The sequence below is a fragment of the Paenibacillus vandeheii genome (genome assembly GCF_030433635.1).
GTDB classification, from domain to species: domain Bacteria; phylum Bacillota; class Bacilli; order Paenibacillales; family Paenibacillaceae; genus Paenibacillus; species Paenibacillus vandeheii.
This window is the reverse complement of the sequence record NZ_JAROCD010000010.1, coordinates 28,360-48,417: the sequence shown is the minus strand read 5'-3', so window position 1 is coordinate 48,417 and position 20,058 is coordinate 28,360. Positions and strand designations below refer to the sequence as shown.

Genomic DNA, 20,058 nt, shown 5'->3' with positions numbered 1-20,058 from the left:
CGCTGCAAAAGCGGAGCCATCATGCAGGTAACTACATTACGTTTCTTCATTATTTATGAGAGATCCTAGTTTGTCTCAGTTAGCTGTGACGATAAATTGTTCCCATGCTCCGCCGACAGCATTACGATTGGCGTACAGCACGCCCCCGTTATTCAGATCCGCACTGACATATTTACCGTTCGCAACGGATTTGAAAGCAACCAGTCCCCCGCCCAGATCTTCACGGGTAAACTTCTCCCATGTGGATGGATACGTGGCCGAGGCGATCAAACGCCCGCCGTTATTCAGATCGGCTTGCACATATTTAATGTTGCTCATCGACAGCAAGGATACCGTTCCATCCGAGTTTTGGATGATTTTGAACCGTTCCCAGTGTCCGGCAGTATCCCGATTGGCAACCAGCGAATCCGCCCGACCGTTCTCTGCGCTGACAAACGTACCGTTGGCATTGGCCTTCAGACTGGACCAGGCCTTGTTGTAATCGTTTTCAATTGGAATTATAATGAATTTGAATGAATTGTCAATCACTTATTTGGAGTTGTGAACCCTATGGATGTCAAAATTATTGATGTCGCTGCCATTGCAGGTGTATCCCCGGCAACCGTATCACGAGTTATTAATCAGCACAGCAAGGTTAGCACCAAAACGAAAGATAAGGTGATGCGCGCCATCGAGCAATTGGGATATCACCCCAACGCAGCAGCCAAAAATCTTCGTTCACAGAGAACCATGACGATTGGCGTCATCGTTCCGGATATCAACAATTCCTATTATGCGGAAATAATTAAAGGCATTGAGAACATCGCCTACGCCCGTCATTACAAAGTCATCATATGTGATGCCCATAACCAGAAAGAGCGAGAAGTCGATTATCTTAATTTGCTGCTGGATCGGACCATTGACGGTGTCATCATTATCACTCCCATGCTGGCGGATGAGGAATTATTCCAGCTCGCGGATAAGGGGTATCGTATTGGCATTGTTGGCAAATATATCGAACATGATCAGATTCCTTGTATCTATACTGACAACGTGAAATTTTCCCAGGAAGTTGTTCAGCATCTGGTTGAGGCCGGACATCGGAATATCGTTTTCTTGAACGGTTATCCCGAAGCAATCGATAGCTATGAGCGGCTTGAAGGCTATTTGAAAGCCTTGCGCAATCATCAAATTCCATTCCGTCCCGAACTGATCGAGAATGGGAATTTCAACAAAGAAGGCGGATATGAGGCCATCAAACGACTGTTTAACAAAGGCCTGTCCTTCTCCGCTGTATATGCGGCCAACGATGAAATGGCCCTCGGCGTATACCAGGCATGTTCGGAATACGGAATACGCATTCCCGAGCAATTGGCTATCGTAGGTGTGGACAACAATCGAATCAGCAAATACATCCACCCTACGCTAAGTTCGGTGAACCAGCCCAAGTATACGATGGGCGCCATTCTGATGGAGAAGATGATTGACACGATGAATACGAATGAATTTCAGGACAAACGCGTATTTAAAGTCGACTCGGAGCTGCTTGTTCGAGGGTCCTCTTCCTTCCAAATAACAAGTAAAGCGCACCCGTAACAGGTGCGCCTAATTGAATATCATTTTCTATTTTCTTAATGCACAATGATGCTTAACGCATTCAACAATTCAGCCTGCTTCACCGGCTTGGTCAGGACCGCATCAAAGACTTCCGCTTCATGCGGATCGATATGCATACCATACGGAATCAGCACAATGACCGGTGAATCGGTAACCAGGTGCTTCAGCTTGTGCACAAAATCCACAGCGCCACCCTCCAGCAGTCCCATATCCACAACGGCCACATCAGGCTTAAAGCCCTCCTCAATCCAGTTGTACGCCTCGGTTGTAACCGAGGTCATATGCACATCCATCTTCCATCTTCGCATCAGGGAGGAGGCCCCTTGCAAAATGTCAGGATCCTTCGCAAGCAGCACCTTTTTGCCCCTCAGTCGGTGCTGAATATTGGCAAGCTGAGGCAGTTCCCAATGTTTGCGAAGCGGCAGGCAGATCTCGAATTCTGTTTCCTTGTCTCCCAGACCGCGCACCTGAATACGGCCGTTCATAAGGATGGCAAGGTTCTGGCTGACTGCCAAACCGAGATTGGTTCCCACCAGCTTCTGTGTACTTATATTTCCGTCCAAATTGTTAAATGATCTAAGCTTTTTGTCCGAAGAGAGCATGCGACCGGTATACTTCACATGAAGTCGAAGCGTCCCCGCTTCCTCTGTATCTCCACCATCCACAGTTGCTGTAACCAACACTGAACCTGTCCGTGTTGAATCTATGGCATACTGTATGACATGGGCCAATAGTTGTCCGATCTTGATTTCATCCCCGACGTAGACCTGAGATACATTCAGATCAAGGTTCAATCCCAGCTCAATGTTCTTGCTCAGCGCAAGTCCCGCATAGAGATAAACGGTATTCTCGATCGTGGCTACCAGATCAAATGGATCATCGTGTACAACTGTTTTGCCTGCATCGTTGACGTTAAAACTCATCATGTTATTTAGCAGTGAGAGCAGGATGTTACCGCTGGTCTCAATCATATTCACATACTCTGTCTGCTCGTCCGACATATCCGGTGTACGCATCAGGTCCGTCAATCCCAAAATGCCGTTCAGTGGATTACGAATCTCGTGGCTCATCAGCGACAGCATCTGTGTCTTGGTCATTGCCTCGGATTCCGCGCGTTCCTTCTCTGCCTGCAATTGCTCCTGTAGCTGCTCCGAATCACTCAGCTTCTGCTCCTGAACTTGCAGCGTATCTTCCAGATCCACGACATATCCGAGGAAAACAGCCATAGCTTTCAGCGTCTTCATATCCGTTTCACTGATTACATAATCAGGATTATCCATCAGACATATGGTCCCGAACGCTTCCCCCGACCTCCGCAAAATTGGAATGCCCACAAAGAAACGATTGCCCAGTTCGCCCGTTACGTCCATCGACTCCGTAAGCGGATGTTCGCATGTATCCGTGATAACCAGACTGCTGCCCTTATCTCTCAATACTAGACTGCAATATGACGCTTCAAATGGAAGGGCACTGCCTTTGGCAATCAACTCTTCCTCGCGGTTAAAAGCCTCCATAATCACATTGGTTACGCCATCATTCGTGGCAATGAAGATGGTGTTCACCTTTAATATACCGCTTACTACGTCTACAATATGGGACGCGGCTTCCTGGATATTTTCATAGAAGCCCCTTGTAATGCTTACCGTTCCCATGACTCACCCCTCTTGTTTTAGCTGCATTTCAAATCCGTATTGCACATGATGATTCAATCGATTAACGAGGGTTCATATGTTCCGAAACAGCTGTCACAACCTATTCATATATGATTAACACTGTAGGAATCAAAGGGAAACATACCCGAATCCAATTTATTCCACGGACGGGAATCTGCTATGGACGGTATGATTCGATGACAGGAAAGTTAAGCAACCGCTTCCCTGGCAGGTTTTCTGTCCTTATTTCTAGCTTCGTCAACTATACTTACACGGTAATAAGAAATTATACGCTTACCCTCCGGCTTTGGAAACCTTTATCATGCCAGACTAGGAAATCGCCACGTTCAACGCACCCCTCTTATGTGACGATTATCACACCCAAATAACAAGATATAGTTTATAAATGGATAAAGAAACTCTACATATAGTGTTCAATGAATTGACATTATCCCTATACAATCTCATTTTTTAGGAGGAATCTGATATGAACATGCTTGAGTATGCCTCTCCACCGGCGCCTGATCTGCTATCTGATCTGGGAAGACGAATTATCGGAGCAGAAGACGCTGATACGCTGAGGGAGAATGCCAATCTGAACGGAGACTCGTTCAGCGGCAAGATGAGCAGGCTCGGTTCGGAGACGGCCAAGTGGCATGCTCTGCGTCATGTGCTGCCAGAGGACCTTGCTCTAGCTGTGGAGAATGGTGATCTGTATGTACACGATCTGGATCAGTATGCCCTTGGAACGACCAACTGTATATTCATCCCGTTTGACCGACTGCTGGCCTCCGGCTTTAACACAGGCAACGGTTCGGTTCGTACACCACAGACGATCATGTCTGCCATGGCGCTGGTCGCCATAATTTTTCAATCCCAGCAGAACAGCCAGTATGGCGGCGTATCGGCCAACAAAATCGACTGGGATCTAGCACCTTATGTGAAGCGATCGTTCCGTAAGCATTACCGAAAAGCACAACGGCTGTTTGGGGAAAATGACCGGATTGAGGATGAGCAGCTACATCTGAATAGTGATGAAGCGAAGGAGAAATGTCCACGAGCCTTTGCCTTTGCCTGTGAAGAAACGGAAATGGAGACCGAACAGGCTGCGGAATCGCTAATCCATAATCTGAACACCATGAGCAGTCGTGCTGGCGGACAGATCCCGTTTACTTCGCTGAACTACGGACTGTGCACTTCAGCCGAAGGTCGGCTCGTATCCCGATCGTTGCTGGAAGCGACCATTCGTGGACTCGGCAACGGGGAAACGCCCGTGTTTCCACAGCATATTTTCCAGTGCAAGCAAGGAATTAACCAATCTGAGGGAGATCCGAATCATGATTTATTCAAGCTCGCTGTGACCTGCTCCTCACGGCGTATGTATCCGAATTTTGTCAATGTGGATGCTTCCTTCAACCTTCCCTATTATCGGCCGGAAGATCCCGACACGATCATTGCCACGATGGGATGCCGTACACGCACACTGGCTGATCGCTTCGGACGCAATCGTCAGAGCGGCAAAGGGAACTTGTCCTTTAACACCATCAATCTGGTCAAGCTCGGCATACGATATGGGATCTGCCAGGGAACAAGAGCCATCGCTGACCGGGCCGGCTTCTATATGGCTTTGGAATCCGTCATGCACAATGCTACGGATGGACTGCTGCACCGGTATCGTATCCAGACAAACCAGCCTGCCAAAGCATCGGACTTCATGATGCGGGAAGGGGTGTGGGAAGGCGGTGAACAATTGGCTCCGAATGAACCAGTGGCTGACCTGCTGAAACACGGTACGTTATCCATCGGTTTTATCGGGCTTGCTGAATGTATGACCGCTCTATATGGCCGCCACCATGGACAAGACCTTCATGTACATCGAGAAGCCTTGAATATCATTCGTACGATGAGAGAGTTCTGCGACCGGATGAGTGAGTTGCATAATTTGAATATCACCTTATTCGCTACGCCCGCCGAGGGTCTATCCGGCAAATTCACTAAGCTTGATCGTGAGCGATACGGCAGCATCGCGGGGGTCAATGACCGGGAATACTATACCAATTCATTTCACATTCCGGTCTATCATCCCCTTCCGGCCTATCGCAAAATTGAATTGGAAGCCCCTTTCCACAAGCTATGCAATGCCGGGGCCATCTCTTATGTCGAACTCGACGGGAATGTTAGGGCCAACACCGCGGCTTTCCAGCGGATCGTGCAATATGCGCTGGCCCAGGATATCGGGTATTTCTCCATTAATCATCCAATCGACCGCTGTCCATCCTGTGGCTATGAGGGCGTAATCGGAGATGTATGTCCCGGATGTGAAGCTCATGAAAATCACGTGCATTTCCAGCGACTGCGCCGGGTAACGGGCTATCTGACCGGAGATTACAAAGTGCGCTTCAATACGGCAAAGCAGGCTGAAGTACGGGATCGGGTGAAACATCGGTGAATCTGTACGGGTATATCCCCGAATCGGTGAATGAGGGAACGGGTCTGCGAGCCGTGTTGTTCATTAGCGGATGCCGACATGCCTGTCCGGGCTGCTTCAGCCCGGACTCATGGAGCTTCCGCGCAGGTGAACCCTTTACAGAGGAACGGCAGCAGCAGATCTTGTATGAAGTGACCGCGCATCCCTTGCTGGAAGGGGTTACGTTATGCGGAGGTGATCCTTTTTTCTCTGCCGCAGAGTGTGCATCCTGGGTTCGACAGCTTCAAGCGGTACGGCCTGATCTGACGGTATGGGCCTATACGGGATTTGTATATGAGGAACTTGTTGCCGACCCTGCGCGAGCAGAACTATTCCGCCTATGCGACGTTATTATTGATGGACCTTATATTGCAGCTGAGCGTGATGTATCTCTTGCTTATCGCGGCAGTCGCAATCAGCGAATCATTGATGTAGGGGCAACGATGGCTAGCCAGACAATCGTTACTATGCAGATGGATGCATGGTAACGATTTTTTGGGTTGGGTTGAATCCAGCACAACATGTGCTGGATATTTAGTTTATTTTGAAGAGTCATTTTATGGAGTCCAATCTGCAAGTAAACCAAGGTTTCATACGGCTCTATTTTATTTCCGATCGGATTAATGATATATGTTGCAAGCCCATAGGTAATCGTCTATGATGGGTAGCATAAGAGCAAGTATACAACGACTGCATTATTATAAAATCTATCATCTATACTTGGTTACCAATCTCATAGCCGGAGATGTGTACGCACATTTCTGCACACGGAAACAGGTGCCGACTACAGCTACATGTGTGGTCAGGCTTAAAAGGGAAGCACGGTGTAAATCCGTCGCGGTCCCGCCACTGTATACGGGGAGTCCATGCATAACAATCCACTGGTGTAACTGCCGGGAAGGAATGCACATGACCATGATCCGCAAGCCAGGAGACCTGCCTGTTTCGACAGCATCGCATGACCTACGGAAGATAGGGAGGTGTTAGAGCAACCGCTAAAATGACTTATAGCAGGTGTTCTTTCCCATTCTGTCTTTGTGCACAGTCGTCATTTATGATGCCTGTTTCTCGGGGTATGGAATCGGAAAGAATGCCTTTTTTTGATGCTTTCAAATGAAACACAACACAGCAAGCAGCTTCAACCTGCTGAGTTCATCATTATAAATGAGGAGGAATTTTACATGTCGCAATCACAGCAACAACAGGCACAAGTTCTGACAGGCAACCTCGGTTACCCTCGCATCGGTGCGGGACGTGAATGGAAAAAAGCACTGGAGTCCTTCTGGGCTGGCCGAATCGATGAATCCACGCTTCATCAGGAACTGACCACGCTTCGGTTGCAGGATCTGAAGAAACAGCAGGCACAGCAGCTCGATCTGATTCCTGTGGGCGACTTCTCCTACTATGATCATATTCTCGACGTATCCGCAATGTTTGGCGTCGTTCCTGAGCGATTCAACCATACTGGCGGACCGGTGTCCGTATCTACCTATTACGCCATGGCCCGGGGTAATGACCAGGCAACAGCCTGTGAGATGACCAAGTGGCTGAACACCAACTATCACTACATCGTACCTGAGATTCATAATGATACTGCATTTGCTTTGCTTGAAAATAAACCTCTTGCCGCCTATCGCGAAGCGAAGCAGGAGCTTGGGCTGGAAGGTAAACCTGTCGTTGTCGGTCCGTACTCATATGTACGGTTCGCCAAAGGCTATGACGCGGAACGCTTCGCGGAGATTGTCACACGCCTCGTTCCGGTGTACGCCCAGCTTCTGGCCGAACTTCAGGCCGCAGGCGTGCAGTGGGTACAGATCGACGAGCCCGCTCTGACGCTGGCTGTCTCTTCCGAAGATGAAGCCTTGCTGCAACAGGTGTATGCTGCATTGGCACAAGCCGCACCCGAACTGAAGCTGCTGCTTCAGACGTACTTCGAATCGGTGGAAGCCTATCCGATCGTGACAGCACTGCCTGTAGCCGGAATCGGCCTGGACCTAGTCCACGGCTATGAAGGCAACCTGGCCAGCCTGCGGGAGCATGGCTTCCCGCAGGATAAATGGCTGGGCGCCGGTGTCATTGACGGGCGCAACATCTGGCGCGCCGATCTCGCAGAGACGGCGAAGCTGCTGGAGCAGGTGGCTGAATTCGCTGCCGAAGGCAAGCTGATCATTCAGCCTTCCTGCAGCCTGTTGCATGTACCGGTGACTGCCGCTCAGGAGAGCGCGCTTGATCCGGTACTGCGCAATGCCCTGGCCTTTGCCGACGAGAAGCTGGAAGAAATTGCGACGCTCGGCACGTTGTTGTCCGGCGGTGCGAAGCAGGCGGACCAGGTAGCGGCTGTGGCTGAAGCCAGCCGCCGCGTTGAGGCGAGCACCGAAGCGGTACGCCTGCTGAGCGAGTCCGAGTCACGGACACGCCTGAGTGGCGCTCCCGCAGGGGTGCATGCTGACGAGCAGCTGCTTCGCAGCGCGTCATTCCAGGAGCGGCGCGAACTGCAGCAGCAAAAATGGTCGCTCCCGCTGCTGCCAACGACAACGATTGGCAGCTTCCCACAGACGGCGGACGTGCGCAAGGCACGCGCCCTGTTCCGCAAAGGCGAATGGAATGCGGAGCAATATGATGCCTATGTGCGTGAACAGATCCAGGAATGGATTACCATTCAGGAGGAAATCGGTCTGGATGTGCTGGTACACGGTGAGTTCGAACGTACCGATATGGTCGAGTTTTTCGGTGAGAAGCTGACTGGGTTCGCTTTTACCAAAAATGGCTGGGTACAGTCCTACGGCTCACGCTGTGTGAAACCACCTGTCATTTACGGAGATGTGCTGTTCAATGAACCGATGACGGTGAAAGAAACGGCGTATGCTCAGACACTGACCAGCAAACCGGTAAAAGGCATGCTCACAGGCCCGGTAACGATTCTGAACTGGTCCTTTGTCCGCTCGGATATTCCGCGCAGCGAAGTATCCTACCAGATTGCCCGTGCCATTCGGGACGAGGTTGAAGCGCTGGAGCAAGCAGGCATTGAGATGATTCAGGTCGATGAGCCAGCTCTTCGTGAAGGACTTCCGCTCAAACGACGCAAATGGGATGAGTACCTGCAATGGGCGGTGGAATCCTTCCGTTTGGCTACTGCAACCGTTAAACCAACCACGCAGGTGCATACCCACATGTGCTACTGTGAGTTCGATGATATTATTGAAGCCATCAGCGATCTGGATGCCGATGTGATCTCGATCGAGACATCCCGCAGCCATGGGGAACTGGTCGGCAGCTTTGAGCAAAATACGTATGATAAAGGCATCGGTCTCGGTGTATACGATATCCATAGTCCGCGTGTTCCAGGCAAGGACGAGATGTTGAATATGATTGAGCGCGCACTTCACGTGCTGCCAGCCGATCTGTTCTGGGTGAATCCTGACTGCGGACTGAAAACACGTGGTAAGGCCGAAGTCGTGGATGCGTTAAGCATTATGGTAGACGCTGCTCGTACAGCAAGAGAACGGGTAACGGCTGATTCCTCAATCTAAATTCGATATTTCGCCACTTACGCTTTTGGAAAAAGCTGTTTTATTAACAAAAGGGATGTCCCCTAGTCATGAAGATGACAAGGGGACATCCCTTTTTAGCGTTTTTATTTAACGAACTGAGCACTTGCTATTAGAGCTGCAACTTCCATAGGCTGCAGGTTTAACGAATCTCGAAATAGCTGATACGCACTCCTGCGGACAATACCAGATAAACATCCTGCTGACCTGATGCACCTTGGAGGTCTGCCTTAACCGTGGACCACTGCTGGGCCTCGCCCTGTGCAAGTTCCACGCGTCCTGCCAACGCACCGTCAGGTGCGCCCAGTCGAACTTCCAATACCGCACCAGCAAGTTCAGCCGATACACGAGCTTCGAGCGCTGCTGCACTGCCCAGATCCGCATCTTTGAAGGCAATCCATCCCTGCTCTCCAATCACACGGACAGATGTTCCGCCTTCCTTGCTTTCATCCAGATCCACACCGAAGTATGCATCGTAATTCTCGGCGCGAGTAGCCACACCAAGGTTACGTGAAGGAATGATCTCTCCATCTACCGTCAGGTCAGCAACTAGCTGAATATCGGCGGAAGATTTGCCCACCATAATGGAGTACGTGCCACTTTCAACCACATAGCGATCACGGGTTACATCCCAGATTGCCAGCTCCTGAACCGGCAACGTGAAGCTGATCTTTGCCGTAGCTCCGGCTTTAATATGAAGACGACGGAAGCCTTTTAACGTTTTGAGCGGACGCTTCACCCGGGACTGTCCGGCACGCACGTACAATTGCACAACCTCATCACTTGCGATCGTTCCTGTATTCGTCACGTCCACAGTTACCGTAATTGTGCCTTCTGCTCCCGTTTGGGACGGGTTCAACTCCAGGTTGCTGTATTTGAACGATGCATACGTCAATCCATGTCCGAACGGATACAGTACATCACCTTCAAAATATTGATACGTACGTCCGGATTGAATGATATCGTAGTCTCTGATATCGGTCAGCTGATCTGCCGATTGCACCCACGTCATATTCAGGCGGCCTGCTGGCGCATAATCGCCATACAATACGTCAGCCACAGCATTGCCCAGCTCTTGTCCTGCATGGGAGGTATACAATACCGCTGGGATGTTCTCCTGTACCCAGTTGGACGTGAACGGGTAACTTCCCACGATAACTACAACCGTATTCGGATTCGCTGCATAGACCGCTTCGACCAGACGCTGCTGGGATTCTGCCAGATCCAGGCTTGGACGGTCAATCTCTTCTTTACCATTCACAAGCGGATTGTTGCCGACAAATACAATCGCCGTCTCCGCTTCCTTCGCAGTTGCTACCGCTTCCTCTAATCCATTCACCACAATATCCTTCTTGAATGTTTCCGCAGCACCGAACGACTTCAACTCTTCGGATACCGCAAACGCGTCGTTCCCGCCATTAGGTGCCGTGACGGTTTTGCCGTTCCAAGTGGTCAATCCCACACTTCCGTCCTGTTGTGGCAACAGATGGAATACTTCCTTCACAAACCAGCCATACACTTCATCCGCAGACGCCGTAACGCTCTCTTCATCCGTCGTCAGGTATTTGCCATTGCTTGCTGCCTGCAGCGTATAACTGCCAAAGCCCCAGTCACTCAGTGTAAATGTCTCGGCATCTCCTGAAGCAATGATGGATGATTTCTCATCTTCAGCCAGTCCAACAGCCATCCCACTGGCTACAGAAGTCAGCGTAATCCGATCATTGCCATCCTTGAACGTAACCTTGTCGCCGCCTACTTTGGAACTGATCGCTTCAAGCGGGGATACGCTATATGGCATAGTGCCTGCATACCAGTCACGATAGACTGTTCCGCCCAGTTGACCAATAACAGCCACTTTGCCGGATTTCGCTTTGTTCAGTGGCAGTGTACCTTTATCGTTCTTGAGCAGCACCACTTGTTCTCTCGCCGCTCTTAACGACAACGCTTTGGCCTTTTCCGTCATCATCGCTTCTTCACCAATCGAGGCATACGGATTGCCTTCTGCCGGATCGAATTCACCCAGACGGAAGCGGACACGGAACGTATTGAACAACGCCAGATCGATGTCTTCCATGGTGAGTGTGCCCTGCTCCAGCCCTTCACGCAGCGCCTGCTTCGACAGATCCGCATCATCGGTAATGCTGTCAATGCCGGCTTTGACGGACTCTACTGTACCTGGGGTGTGGGAATCATAGTATTTATGATCGTTCTTGATTCCCATGACATCTCCTGCATCACTCACGATGAAGCCATCCATGCCCCATTCGCCCTTCACTATCTCGTTTACAAACGGGTGCAACAATGCAGGAGTACCATTAATGGAGTTGTACGCGGTCATCATGGACTGCGCCCCGCCCTCTTTGAACGGTTTCTCGAACGCTTTCAGGTAATATTCACGCATGTTGCGCGGATCAATGCTCGAAGAACCACTACCACGATCTACTTCATTATTGTTTGCAAGGAAATGCTTCAATGTAGCAACCGCCTTGTAATACTTCGGATGGTCACCCTGAATACCCTTAACCAAAGCTGTGGTCAGCTCGGCAGTAAGTTCCGGATCTTCCCCGTAGGCTTCCTCATTCCGACCCCAGCGCGGATCACGTTCCATATCAACCGTAGGTGCCCACAGCGTCAGACCGTTCACGGCTGGATTGCGTTTGTAGAATACACGTGCCTCGTCTCCGATCACGGAGCCGATCTCTTTCATCAGGTCTGCATCCCACGTACACGCCAGCCCTACCGGCTGCGGGAAGGACGTGGCTTCGCCCAGCCAAGCCAGACCGTGAGCTGCTTCTGTGCCGTGTTTGTAAGCTGCGATACCCAGACGTTCTACTGCTGGTTGGTATTGCAGCATGGATTCGATTTTCTCATCTTCCGACAGGCGGGATACGAGGTCCTTTACACGTGTATCGAGTTCAAGCGTTGTATCCTGGAAAGGATATTTCGTTTGGTTAGTCATGATATGGAATTCTCCTTTGGGCTTTCAATGGTTTATTTATAATGATAGCGAATACATTAACATGACATAATTATGATGTAATTTTAATGTATCCGACCTCATAAATCGAAGATTTAACCTTATAAAACAAGCATTTATTAGTCCGATGTTAACTCTTCTCTTCATTTACTAAAACGATTTCGGTAAACCTATCATATAGCATGTTTAGCAAAAAAAACAGGGGTCTTGTAGAGGAAAATGTGAATTTTCCTCAGGAAAGTATGGGGTCAATCGTTTCATTCTGGCACAGTATGGTAATCATGGATAAGAGTAAAATTTTGACGTATTTATGAGCTGAGCATAAGCCCTAATGAACAAAATATAAGGAGGAAATCGAGTGAATGATCATCAACAAACCCCGACAGGTTTGCCCTCCATTCCGGAATCCCTGTGGAGAGCCACAAACACATTCAATGAATATCCGAAACTGACAGAAAATACAACTGCGGATGTAGCCATCATTGGTGCAGGCATTGCGGGCATTACGACAGCCTATTTGCTGGCTCAGACGGGTAGGCGTGTGGTTGTGCTTGAAGCCGGAAAAGTACTGGATGGCACAACCGGCCATACCACTGCCAAGGTATCCGCGCAGCATGGCGTGATATTTGATGAATTGCTGCATCATTTTGGCGAGGAACAGGCCCGCATGTATTATGAAGGTAATGCTAAAGCCGCCAAGTGGATGCGCGATCTGGTAAAAGAGAAAAAAATCGATTGCCAGTGGGCTGAGGAAGATGCCTATGTCTACATTCAATCCGAGGAAAACCTCAAAAAGCTGGAGATTGAACTGACCGCCTATGGCAAGCTAAATATTCCTGGTGAATGGGTCGATCCACTTCCCATCCCTGTCCCGTCCAGAGCAGGCATTAAGATGCCGGGACAAGCCCGCTTTGACCCGCTCCGTTATTTGCATTACCTGCTGGAATCCGCAGTCAAGCAAGGTGTCCGCATCTTCGAACATACAACGGTTACCGATGTAGAGGAAGACGCCTCACTGCATGTGCGGACCTATGAGAATGGTCCATCCGTAACGTCCGAACATGTCGTCGTTGCCTCCCATTTCCCGGTCTACGACCCTGGATTTTATTTTTCAAGGCTGCACGCTGAACGATCCTATGCTGTTATGGTTGAACCTCAGAAGCCTTTCACAGGTGGCATGTATATCTCTGATGATGAACCCTACCGTTCACTGCGTACTGTCATTCATGAAGGGAAGGAACACATCCTCTTTGGAGGAGAGAATCATAAAACCGGACAGGGCATTTGTACCGTCGGTCATTATGAAAATTTGGAGCGCTATGCAGCCGATACATTTGGCATTCGCAACATCCCATTCCGCTGGTCAGCTCAGGATCTGATTTCCATCGATAAGGTCCCTTATATTGGACCCATTACCGGACGACATGAACGTGTCTATGTGGCTACCGGCTTTGCCAAATGGGGCATGACCACAGGAACGATGGCTGGACATATCCTTACGGACCGGATTACCGGACGCGACAACTCTTACGCAGCGGTATTCGATCCTGCAAGGTTCAAGGTAGACCCTGGTGTGAAAAACTTCCTCGTAGAGAATGTCAATGTAGCCACGGAACTGATCTCTGGCAAAGTTGGCATTATTCACAAGAACTCGGGACAACTCGGTAACGATGAAGGTTCTGTTGTTCGCCATGACGGCAAACGAACCGGCGCCTACAAGGACCCGAGCGGCCAACTCTTTCTGGTGGACACCACCTGCACCCATTTGGGTTGTGAAGTGGAATGGAATGCTGGCGAACGTTCCTGGGATTGTCCATGCCATGGCTCACGCTTCGACTACGCGGGCAAGGTCATTGAAGGGCCTGCCGTTAAAGACCTTACGGTATTGGACGCACAAGAATAAATTAAAGCTGATACCCCCATCGCTGTATATCTTCATCCCATAGACCCGGATCGGAATCCGTCCTCAGACGGAAGTAACCGATCCGGGTTTTGCGTATGCTGATTTATAAGTGAATTAGCGAGAAATCGAAGTTAGTCCCATTTGCGGCAAACCGTGACACGGAACTATTTTAAAATCACTACCTTGCATTAAACAGTACCGGATGCTATGATGAATTTACGACTACTGAACAATACACACTAGTGTTTGGATAGAGCAACAAGGAGGAACCCAAGTGAATGTTAATATTCAATTTAAAAAAGGGGTGCTGGAACTATGCGTCCTCGTGCTGATCAACCGCCAGGATCGTTACGGTTACGAACTTGCTCAGGCCGTATCCCAGCATATTGAAGTGGCAGAAGGTGCGCTGTATCCCCTTTTGCGAAGATTGGTTAATGACGGCTATTGTACGACTTACCTGCAGGAATCCAGTGAAGGCCCGCCGCGTAAATATTACAAACTGTCTGATACCGGTCGGGACTATATGAAGACTCTCACGAATGAATGGAATAGTTTTGTGCGCAATGTCGCAAATCTTATAGAGGAAGGTACCCCCAATGAATAGACAACAATTCATGCAGGCAATGGAAATTCATCTAAGACCGATGGACCCGCTGGAACGGGCAGAACTGCTCGCTGATTATGATCAGCATTTTGAGATGGGATTGAGAGAAGGAAGATCGGAAGAAGAGATTGCACGTGAACTGGGGCATCCGATCGAGATTGCCAAAGAAGCGCTCGGTGATCGATATGATGCACTTACACCAGGATCTGATCCGTTCTACGCGCCAACATTCGAAGAAATGCGTCCTCAGCAAAGGGGAAATCGCGCCGCACGCAGCTTCTTCACGGCAATCGGACTTTTTTTCCTGAACATCATGCTGGCGATTCCAATAGGATTGACGCTGTGGTCGGTATGGCTCACAATTGCCAGTCTGTCGCTGCTGGTATTGGCACCGATCGCTGCAGCGGTGGATTTCTTATATCTTGACCATTTCGAGTATTCTGAGATGTTCGTTGCGATTGGAGTATTCGGTATAGGCATTCTATTTGCCCTTTTGACAAAATGGATTTTTAAAGCCTTTAAGCTGATCACTCTTCAGTATATAAGATGGAATCAAAAAACAATGAAAGGAGATGTCTAATCATGAGCACCAAAAAATGGATCGCTTTAGCCATACTATGTATCGGCATCGGATTGCTCGGAACCTCCATATACGGAGTTCAGTTCGGAGACCAGAGAGAGGCCTACTCCAAACGTTGGGAATTCAAAAATGATGAGCTGCACAACATTATGATGAATGCTAACTTTAGCGCAGACATTGAATTCGTAGCAAGTCCCGATTCCAATGGTTACATTGAAGTGGATGGTAAGTGGGACCCGGCCACAATTGAAGGTTTTAAACAGGCCTCGATCTCGGATGGAACCTTTACGTTAAACCAGAAAGAGCGCCCGCGTTTGCAATTTTTCACCCTTTATTGGAATACTCAGCAGCAAACGATCACGGTTGCGCTGCCTGAAGGACATCAGCTGGATGACGTCAACATCGTCTCTACTTACAGTGATCTGGATCTGAAGGGCCTGCATGCCAAAACCTTGGACCTTAACAATACGTCTGGGAGCATTCACCTTCAAGACATAAATGTACCAACCATTCAACTGGATCTAGCTTCAGGTGACATCAAAGCCACGGCAATTGAGGGAACTATGGAAGTAAAACAAACTTCCGGAAGCTTCACGCTGGATGGCATAAATGGCGATGTAACCCGGATTGTACAGTCAGGAGATACCAAAATTATGCAATTGAATGGAGCGGCAAACGTTAAATTCACTTCCGGCAGTGTAAAAATCGAGCAAGCTTCCTCAGGTTCAATGGATGTATCGGGACAGTCTGGAGATATTTCCATACAGGCAGCGTCTGATTTTGAAGGTATATTTGACGCACAGGCTATTTCCGGTGATGTGAATATCCCTGATTCCCCTATGGTAAGCCGTGATGTCATCAAAGCTCGCACCACCTCAGGCAGCATCAAGATCAAGCAATAATGTTAAATTATGATGAAGCAAATATTCGAACTGTGGGTAATATAGTATAATTAAATGCTAGTCCAATTCTAAGGAGGAATTACCCACATGGAACTTAAAAATAAAACGGCTGTCATCACTGGCGCCGGTAAAGGGATAGGCCGTGCCATTGCTCAGGCACTTGCCAAGGAAGGTGTACATCTGGGGTTGATCGCCCGCACTGCTTCAGATTTAGAAACATTGCAGCAATCCCTCAGCCAGGAATATGGTGTAAAAGTAACCAGTGCCATTGCGGATATTTCGGATCGTACTCAAGCTGAGGCAGCAATAGCAGCTATCGAGATGGAGCTTGGCGCGGTGGATATCCTTATTAACAATGCAGGTATCGCAAGCTTCGGCACCTTGCTGGATATGGACCCGGAAGAGTGGGAGCGCATCCTGCATGTCAATGTCATGGGTACATACTATGTAACCCGTGCTGTGCTGCCAAGCATGATCAAGGAAAGCAGTGGCAGCATCATTAATATCGCCTCTACTGCTGGTGAGCGTGGATTCGCAACCGGTTCAGCCTACTGCGCATCCAAATTCGCCCTGCTTGGCATGACCGAATCCCTGATGCAGGAAGTACGTAAATCCAATATCCGGGTTACTGCGTTAACGCCAAGTACGGTGAACACGGAGCTGGCAACCAATGCCGGACTGAAAGTTGGAGACGAGGACCGCATGATGCAAGCTGAGGACGTAGCAGAACTGGCTTTGGCGACGCTCAAGCTGTCGGACCGTGTATTTGTTAAAGCCGCAGGCATCTGGACAACTAATCCGCAGTAAGCAGGAGTAGTCGGACCATTTATAAAGAACAATGAATGACGGAAGCAACCATTTCTAATGATGCAATCCGTCGCCATCCGGCCGCCCAAGAAACCTCTGGGCGGCCTTTTACATATTCAGCAGCCGCCATCGTGTCCGAATACAATTCATCGCGCTGATTCTCTACCCTTATGATTAATGCAGCGTTACTTCTCTCATTCTCCATTCCATTATCCTCTGCTTATGCGTTCCACAAATGGTCCAGATCCAGATCCTTGGACACGGCGATCAGCACCACCGCGGGCTCCTCCCCAATATTGGTCACTTCGTGGGGAACGATGGCATTCCAGCTGAACGAATCTCCAGCTTCCAGAATCTCTACATCCTCACACTGCTCTGCGCGAATTCGGCCCTGCAAAACTAGATGGCTCTCCTCGCCGGCATGCTTGTTTACCCCCGTTGATGCACCTGCCTGCAGCTCCACAATGGACATGCGCATGGCGCCCTTTGCCGTTAGATGCTGTACCTTGATCTGCCCGCTTCCGGCAGTTGTTTCCTTGCGCTCATCCTTACGCACCACGTTCATCCGTTGCTCCGGCGAGAGCAGCAAGTAAGGCAGTGGCACTTCCAGATAATCCGCGATACTTTCGAGTGTGGCAATGGAAGGTGAGGTTTTGTTATTTTCCACGTTGCTGATAAACCCCTTGGACAGCCCCGTACCCTCGCACATTTGCATGATGGTGATCTGTTTTTGTTTGCGGATCGTACGAATGGCTAGGCCAATATCCATGTTGCAAAACCTCCTCTTCTATAGAAATATCAACTCTTCAATCTATTTTGCGTCAGGTTCATAAAAAACAATCCGGTTGCCAAACGGATCAATCACTGTCATTTCCCTTAGATTCCACGGCGTGTCGGTAATGCCCGGTCTGGAATGTTTGTACTTTTTTCGATTGAGCGTCTCATATAAGGCATCCAGCGCATCCGTCTCCATTCGCAATGCCGCTCCTGGCGTGCAATCGCCATGATGTTCGGATAGATGCAATTGAATGGAATCCAGGGAAATCTGCATATATAGCGGCAAGTCTGTCTCAAATCGATGTTCCCAATCCAATCGAAAACCCAGGTAGTCCAGGTAAAACTCTTTCGCCTTGTCTTCATCAAATATCCTCAGAATAGGCACGATTCCTTTGATCATGATTATCACCTCCTCGGGAGTAATATGTGGATTACTTTGGCGCTCTGCCTGAGACAACGTTATAGATCATTATAGATTTCTTATACGGAACATATTTTCATAATACAAAAAAAATATTGACCCTACAATGGAATCATGATAAATTTTGTTCATTAATAAGAATATTATTTTTATATTAGTAAACTTTATTTAGATTATCATTTCTTATCAGGTGGTGATTCGATTGAGTTATTCATTGTCTTACGAGGTTCGACTTCCTTCCGATTACAATACAGAACAACACTATCCCGTTATCTTTGCTCTGCATGGCATGGGTTCGGATGAGCAGGATATGCTGCGGCTGATGCAGCCCTTACAATCTGATTTTATTATCATTGCCATACGAGGGCCCATCGTTCAGGGGAGCGGCTACGCCTATTTTCAGATTAAAAGCATTGGCAATCCCATCCGCGAGTTGTTTGACGCCTCTGTTCAGGGACTGCAGCAGCTTATTGTTGACTTGTCCTCCAAATATGCCATTGATCCCGCACGGCGTTATATCGCCGGATTCAGTCAAGGAGCCATTATGGCGATGACGCTCTCGCTGATCATGGGAGATGCAATCAAGGGAATTGTAGCCATGAGTGGTTACATTCCACAATTTGTGAAAGACGAATACACGTTACAGCCCAACTCGGAGTTATCTGTATTCATTTCGCATGGCGATCAGGATCATCTCTTCCCGCTGCAACTTGGCGAGGATAACGCCAGTTTCTTCCGTAAACTCATCCATAACGTTACGTATGTTCCATATCACGGTGGGCACCAAGTCACCCCCGATTTATATCAACAATTTCAACAATGGCTTCGGACGGATGCCAAGCTGGACGCCGAAGACCTGAAAGGACTGAATTCATAATGATGCCATCCCTGTTTATCGCTCACGGTGCACCATCACTCGCACTGGAGGAGAATGCGTACACTGAATTTCTGCAAAAGCTCGGACAGGAACTCCCGAAACCCAAAGCAATCGTACTGTTCTCTGCTCACTGGGAATCTAAAACCCAATTGGTTTCTTCGGTGGCGAATTACGAGACAATCTACGATTTCGGTGGCTTCCAGCCCGAGCTGTATCAGATCAAATACTCGGCACAAGGACATGAAGAGACATCTGCGAAGATTCAGCGTCTGTTCGCGGATGCTGGAATTCCGGTAGAGAGCGACTCCGTTCGTGGTCTGGATCATGGTGCTTGGGTCGTTCTTCGTCTGCTCTATCCAGATGCGGATATCCCGGTCGTGGCGTTGTCTGTAAACCGTTATCTGTCCAGTGAACAGCAATATCGGGTAGGACAGGCGCTCGCCACATTACGTGAGCAGGATGTTCTCGTCATTGGCAGTGGTGGAACGGTACACAATCTGCGTCAGTTAAACTGGGAAAGCGCAGGTGTTGAACCTTGGGCCATGGCATTTGACAACTGGCTGCATGACAAGCTGGTGAGCTGGGATACAGAATCCCTCTTTGCCTATGACAAGCTCGCACCATCCGCCCAAGCGGCTGTGCCTACGCCAGAGCATTTTGTACCACTGCTGCTCGCCATGGGTTCCGGAGATCAGAACAAGCAAGCATCACTCCTGTTCAAAGCCTATCAGTATGGCAACCTGAGCCTGTCTTGCTGGAAATTTGATTGATCATCGATTGATTGGTTTATATAACTCCATATATAAAAACAACCAAACACTCGTGCGAAACTGCACGGGTGTTTGGAGTGATATGACCTTTTTTTCATAATGCTGGGAGTTCTAAAGCAAGCTATAATAACATTTAGTGGAAATGAACAAGCTGTAATGACCAATTACTCTTTCTAC

At 49.0% G+C, this 20,058-nt stretch carries 17 protein-coding genes and 1 riboswitch; of the genes, 11 read left to right on the top strand and 6 right to left on the bottom strand.

Going from position 1 to position 20,058, the window contains the following annotated elements; translation table 11 throughout:
- Positions 1 to 75: 75 nt before the first annotated feature.
- Entirely contained in the window at positions 76 to 528 is a 453-nt protein-coding gene (locus P5G61_RS20185) for a fascin domain-containing protein (protein ID WP_301248201.1), read from the bottom strand.
- Between the two features lie 21 nt (positions 529 to 549).
- On the opposite strand from P5G61_RS20185, the gene P5G61_RS20180 reads away from it, so the two are divergent.
- Positions 550 to 1,575: a LacI family DNA-binding transcriptional regulator gene (locus P5G61_RS20180; RefSeq protein ID WP_301248200.1), complete on the top strand. Its 1,026-nt coding sequence runs from the start codon at positions 550 to 552 to the stop codon at positions 1,573 to 1,575.
- Between the two features lie 35 nt (positions 1,576 to 1,610).
- On the opposite strand, the gene P5G61_RS20175 is transcribed toward P5G61_RS20180, so the two are convergent.
- Positions 1,611 to 3,248, bottom strand: coding sequence for a hybrid sensor histidine kinase/response regulator (locus tag P5G61_RS20175; protein ID WP_301248199.1), 1,638 nt, complete (start codon positions 3,246 to 3,248; stop codon positions 1,611 to 1,613).
- 487 nt (positions 3,249 to 3,735) lie between these two features.
- On the opposite strand from P5G61_RS20175, the gene P5G61_RS20170 reads away from it, so the two are divergent.
- From P5G61_RS20170 to metE, 3 genes are all read left to right on the top strand, one after another.
- Positions 3,736 to 5,697, top strand: coding sequence for an anaerobic ribonucleoside triphosphate reductase (locus P5G61_RS20170; protein WP_301248198.1), 1,962 nt, complete (start codon positions 3,736 to 3,738; stop codon positions 5,695 to 5,697).
- Positions 5,694 to 6,203 carry an anaerobic ribonucleoside-triphosphate reductase activating protein gene (nrdG, locus tag P5G61_RS20165; protein WP_301248197.1) on the top strand — a complete coding sequence of 170 codons (510 nt, stop codon included), beginning with the start codon at positions 5,694 to 5,696 and terminating at the stop codon, positions 6,201 to 6,203. Before P5G61_RS20170 ends, nrdG begins: the two co-directional genes overlap by 4 nt.
- Positions 6,204 to 6,473: 270 nt before the next feature.
- Positions 6,474 to 6,673, top strand: a riboswitch (cobalamin riboswitch).
- A gap of 223 nt (positions 6,674 to 6,896) precedes the next feature.
- Complete coding sequence (metE, locus tag P5G61_RS20160; protein WP_301248196.1) at positions 6,897 to 9,245, top strand: 5-methyltetrahydropteroyltriglutamate--homocysteine S-methyltransferase; 2,349 nt, start codon at positions 6,897 to 6,899, stop codon at positions 9,243 to 9,245.
- 160 nt (positions 9,246 to 9,405) lie between these two features.
- On the opposite strand, the gene P5G61_RS20155 is transcribed toward metE, so the two are convergent.
- The gene (locus P5G61_RS20155) at positions 9,406 to 12,222 is read right to left on the bottom strand and encodes a glycoside hydrolase family 3 C-terminal domain-containing protein (RefSeq protein ID WP_301248194.1); all 2,817 of its coding nucleotides are present in this window, start codon (positions 12,220 to 12,222) and stop codon (positions 9,406 to 9,408) included.
- A gap of 376 nt (positions 12,223 to 12,598) precedes the next feature.
- Between P5G61_RS20155 and P5G61_RS20150 the strand changes: the two genes are divergently transcribed.
- The 5 genes from P5G61_RS20150 to P5G61_RS20130 all read left to right on the top strand — a co-directional run bounded on the left by P5G61_RS20150 (position 12,599) and on the right by P5G61_RS20130 (position 17,036).
- A complete protein-coding gene (locus tag P5G61_RS20150; protein ID WP_301248193.1) occupies positions 12,599 to 14,143 on the top strand; it encodes an FAD-dependent oxidoreductase in 1,545 nt (514 codons plus the stop codon).
- 274 nt (positions 14,144 to 14,417) lie between these two features.
- The gene (locus P5G61_RS20145; protein WP_076287486.1) at positions 14,418 to 14,747 is read left to right on the top strand and encodes a PadR family transcriptional regulator; all 330 of its coding nucleotides are present in this window, start codon (positions 14,418 to 14,420) and stop codon (positions 14,745 to 14,747) included.
- Positions 14,740 to 15,327: an HAAS signaling domain-containing protein gene (locus P5G61_RS20140; RefSeq protein ID WP_301248191.1), complete on the top strand. Its 588-nt coding sequence runs from the start codon at positions 14,740 to 14,742 to the stop codon at positions 15,325 to 15,327. Before P5G61_RS20145 ends, P5G61_RS20140 begins: the two co-directional genes overlap by 8 nt.
- A 2-nt stretch (positions 15,328 to 15,329) precedes the next feature.
- On the top strand, positions 15,330 to 16,229 hold the full coding sequence (locus tag P5G61_RS20135; RefSeq protein ID WP_301248190.1) for a DUF4097 family beta strand repeat-containing protein: 900 nt from the start codon (positions 15,330 to 15,332) through the stop codon (positions 16,227 to 16,229).
- A gap of 87 nt (positions 16,230 to 16,316) precedes the next feature.
- On the top strand, positions 16,317 to 17,036 hold the full coding sequence (locus P5G61_RS20130; protein WP_301248189.1) for a 3-ketoacyl-ACP reductase: 720 nt from the start codon (positions 16,317 to 16,319) through the stop codon (positions 17,034 to 17,036).
- A 19-nt stretch (positions 17,037 to 17,055) separates the two neighbouring features.
- On the opposite strand, the gene P5G61_RS20125 is transcribed toward P5G61_RS20130, so the two are convergent.
- From P5G61_RS20125 to P5G61_RS20115, 3 genes are read right to left on the bottom strand one after another with little or no spacing between them, the layout of a single operon-like run.
- Positions 17,056 to 17,241, bottom strand: coding sequence for a hypothetical protein (locus P5G61_RS20125; RefSeq protein ID WP_301248188.1), 186 nt, complete (start codon positions 17,239 to 17,241; stop codon positions 17,056 to 17,058).
- A 15-nt stretch (positions 17,242 to 17,256) separates the two neighbouring features.
- Positions 17,257 to 17,805 (bottom strand): helix-turn-helix domain-containing protein, encoded by a 549-nt coding sequence (locus tag P5G61_RS20120; protein ID WP_301248186.1) that lies wholly within the window; start codon positions 17,803 to 17,805, stop codon positions 17,257 to 17,259.
- Between the two features lie 42 nt (positions 17,806 to 17,847).
- Entirely contained in the window at positions 17,848 to 18,213 is a 366-nt protein-coding gene (locus P5G61_RS20115) for a glyoxalase superfamily protein (protein ID WP_301248185.1), read from the bottom strand.
- 223 nt (positions 18,214 to 18,436) lie between these two features.
- Between P5G61_RS20115 and P5G61_RS20110 the strand changes: the two genes are divergently transcribed.
- Positions 18,437 to 19,111, top strand: coding sequence for an alpha/beta hydrolase (locus tag P5G61_RS20110; protein WP_301248184.1), 675 nt, complete (start codon positions 18,437 to 18,439; stop codon positions 19,109 to 19,111).
- A complete protein-coding gene (locus P5G61_RS20105) occupies positions 19,111 to 19,881 on the top strand; it encodes a DODA-type extradiol aromatic ring-opening family dioxygenase (protein WP_301248182.1) in 771 nt (256 codons plus the stop codon). The genes P5G61_RS20110 and P5G61_RS20105 overlap by 1 nt, the downstream gene beginning before the upstream one ends.
- The last annotated feature ends 177 nt before the right edge of the window (positions 19,882 to 20,058 follow it).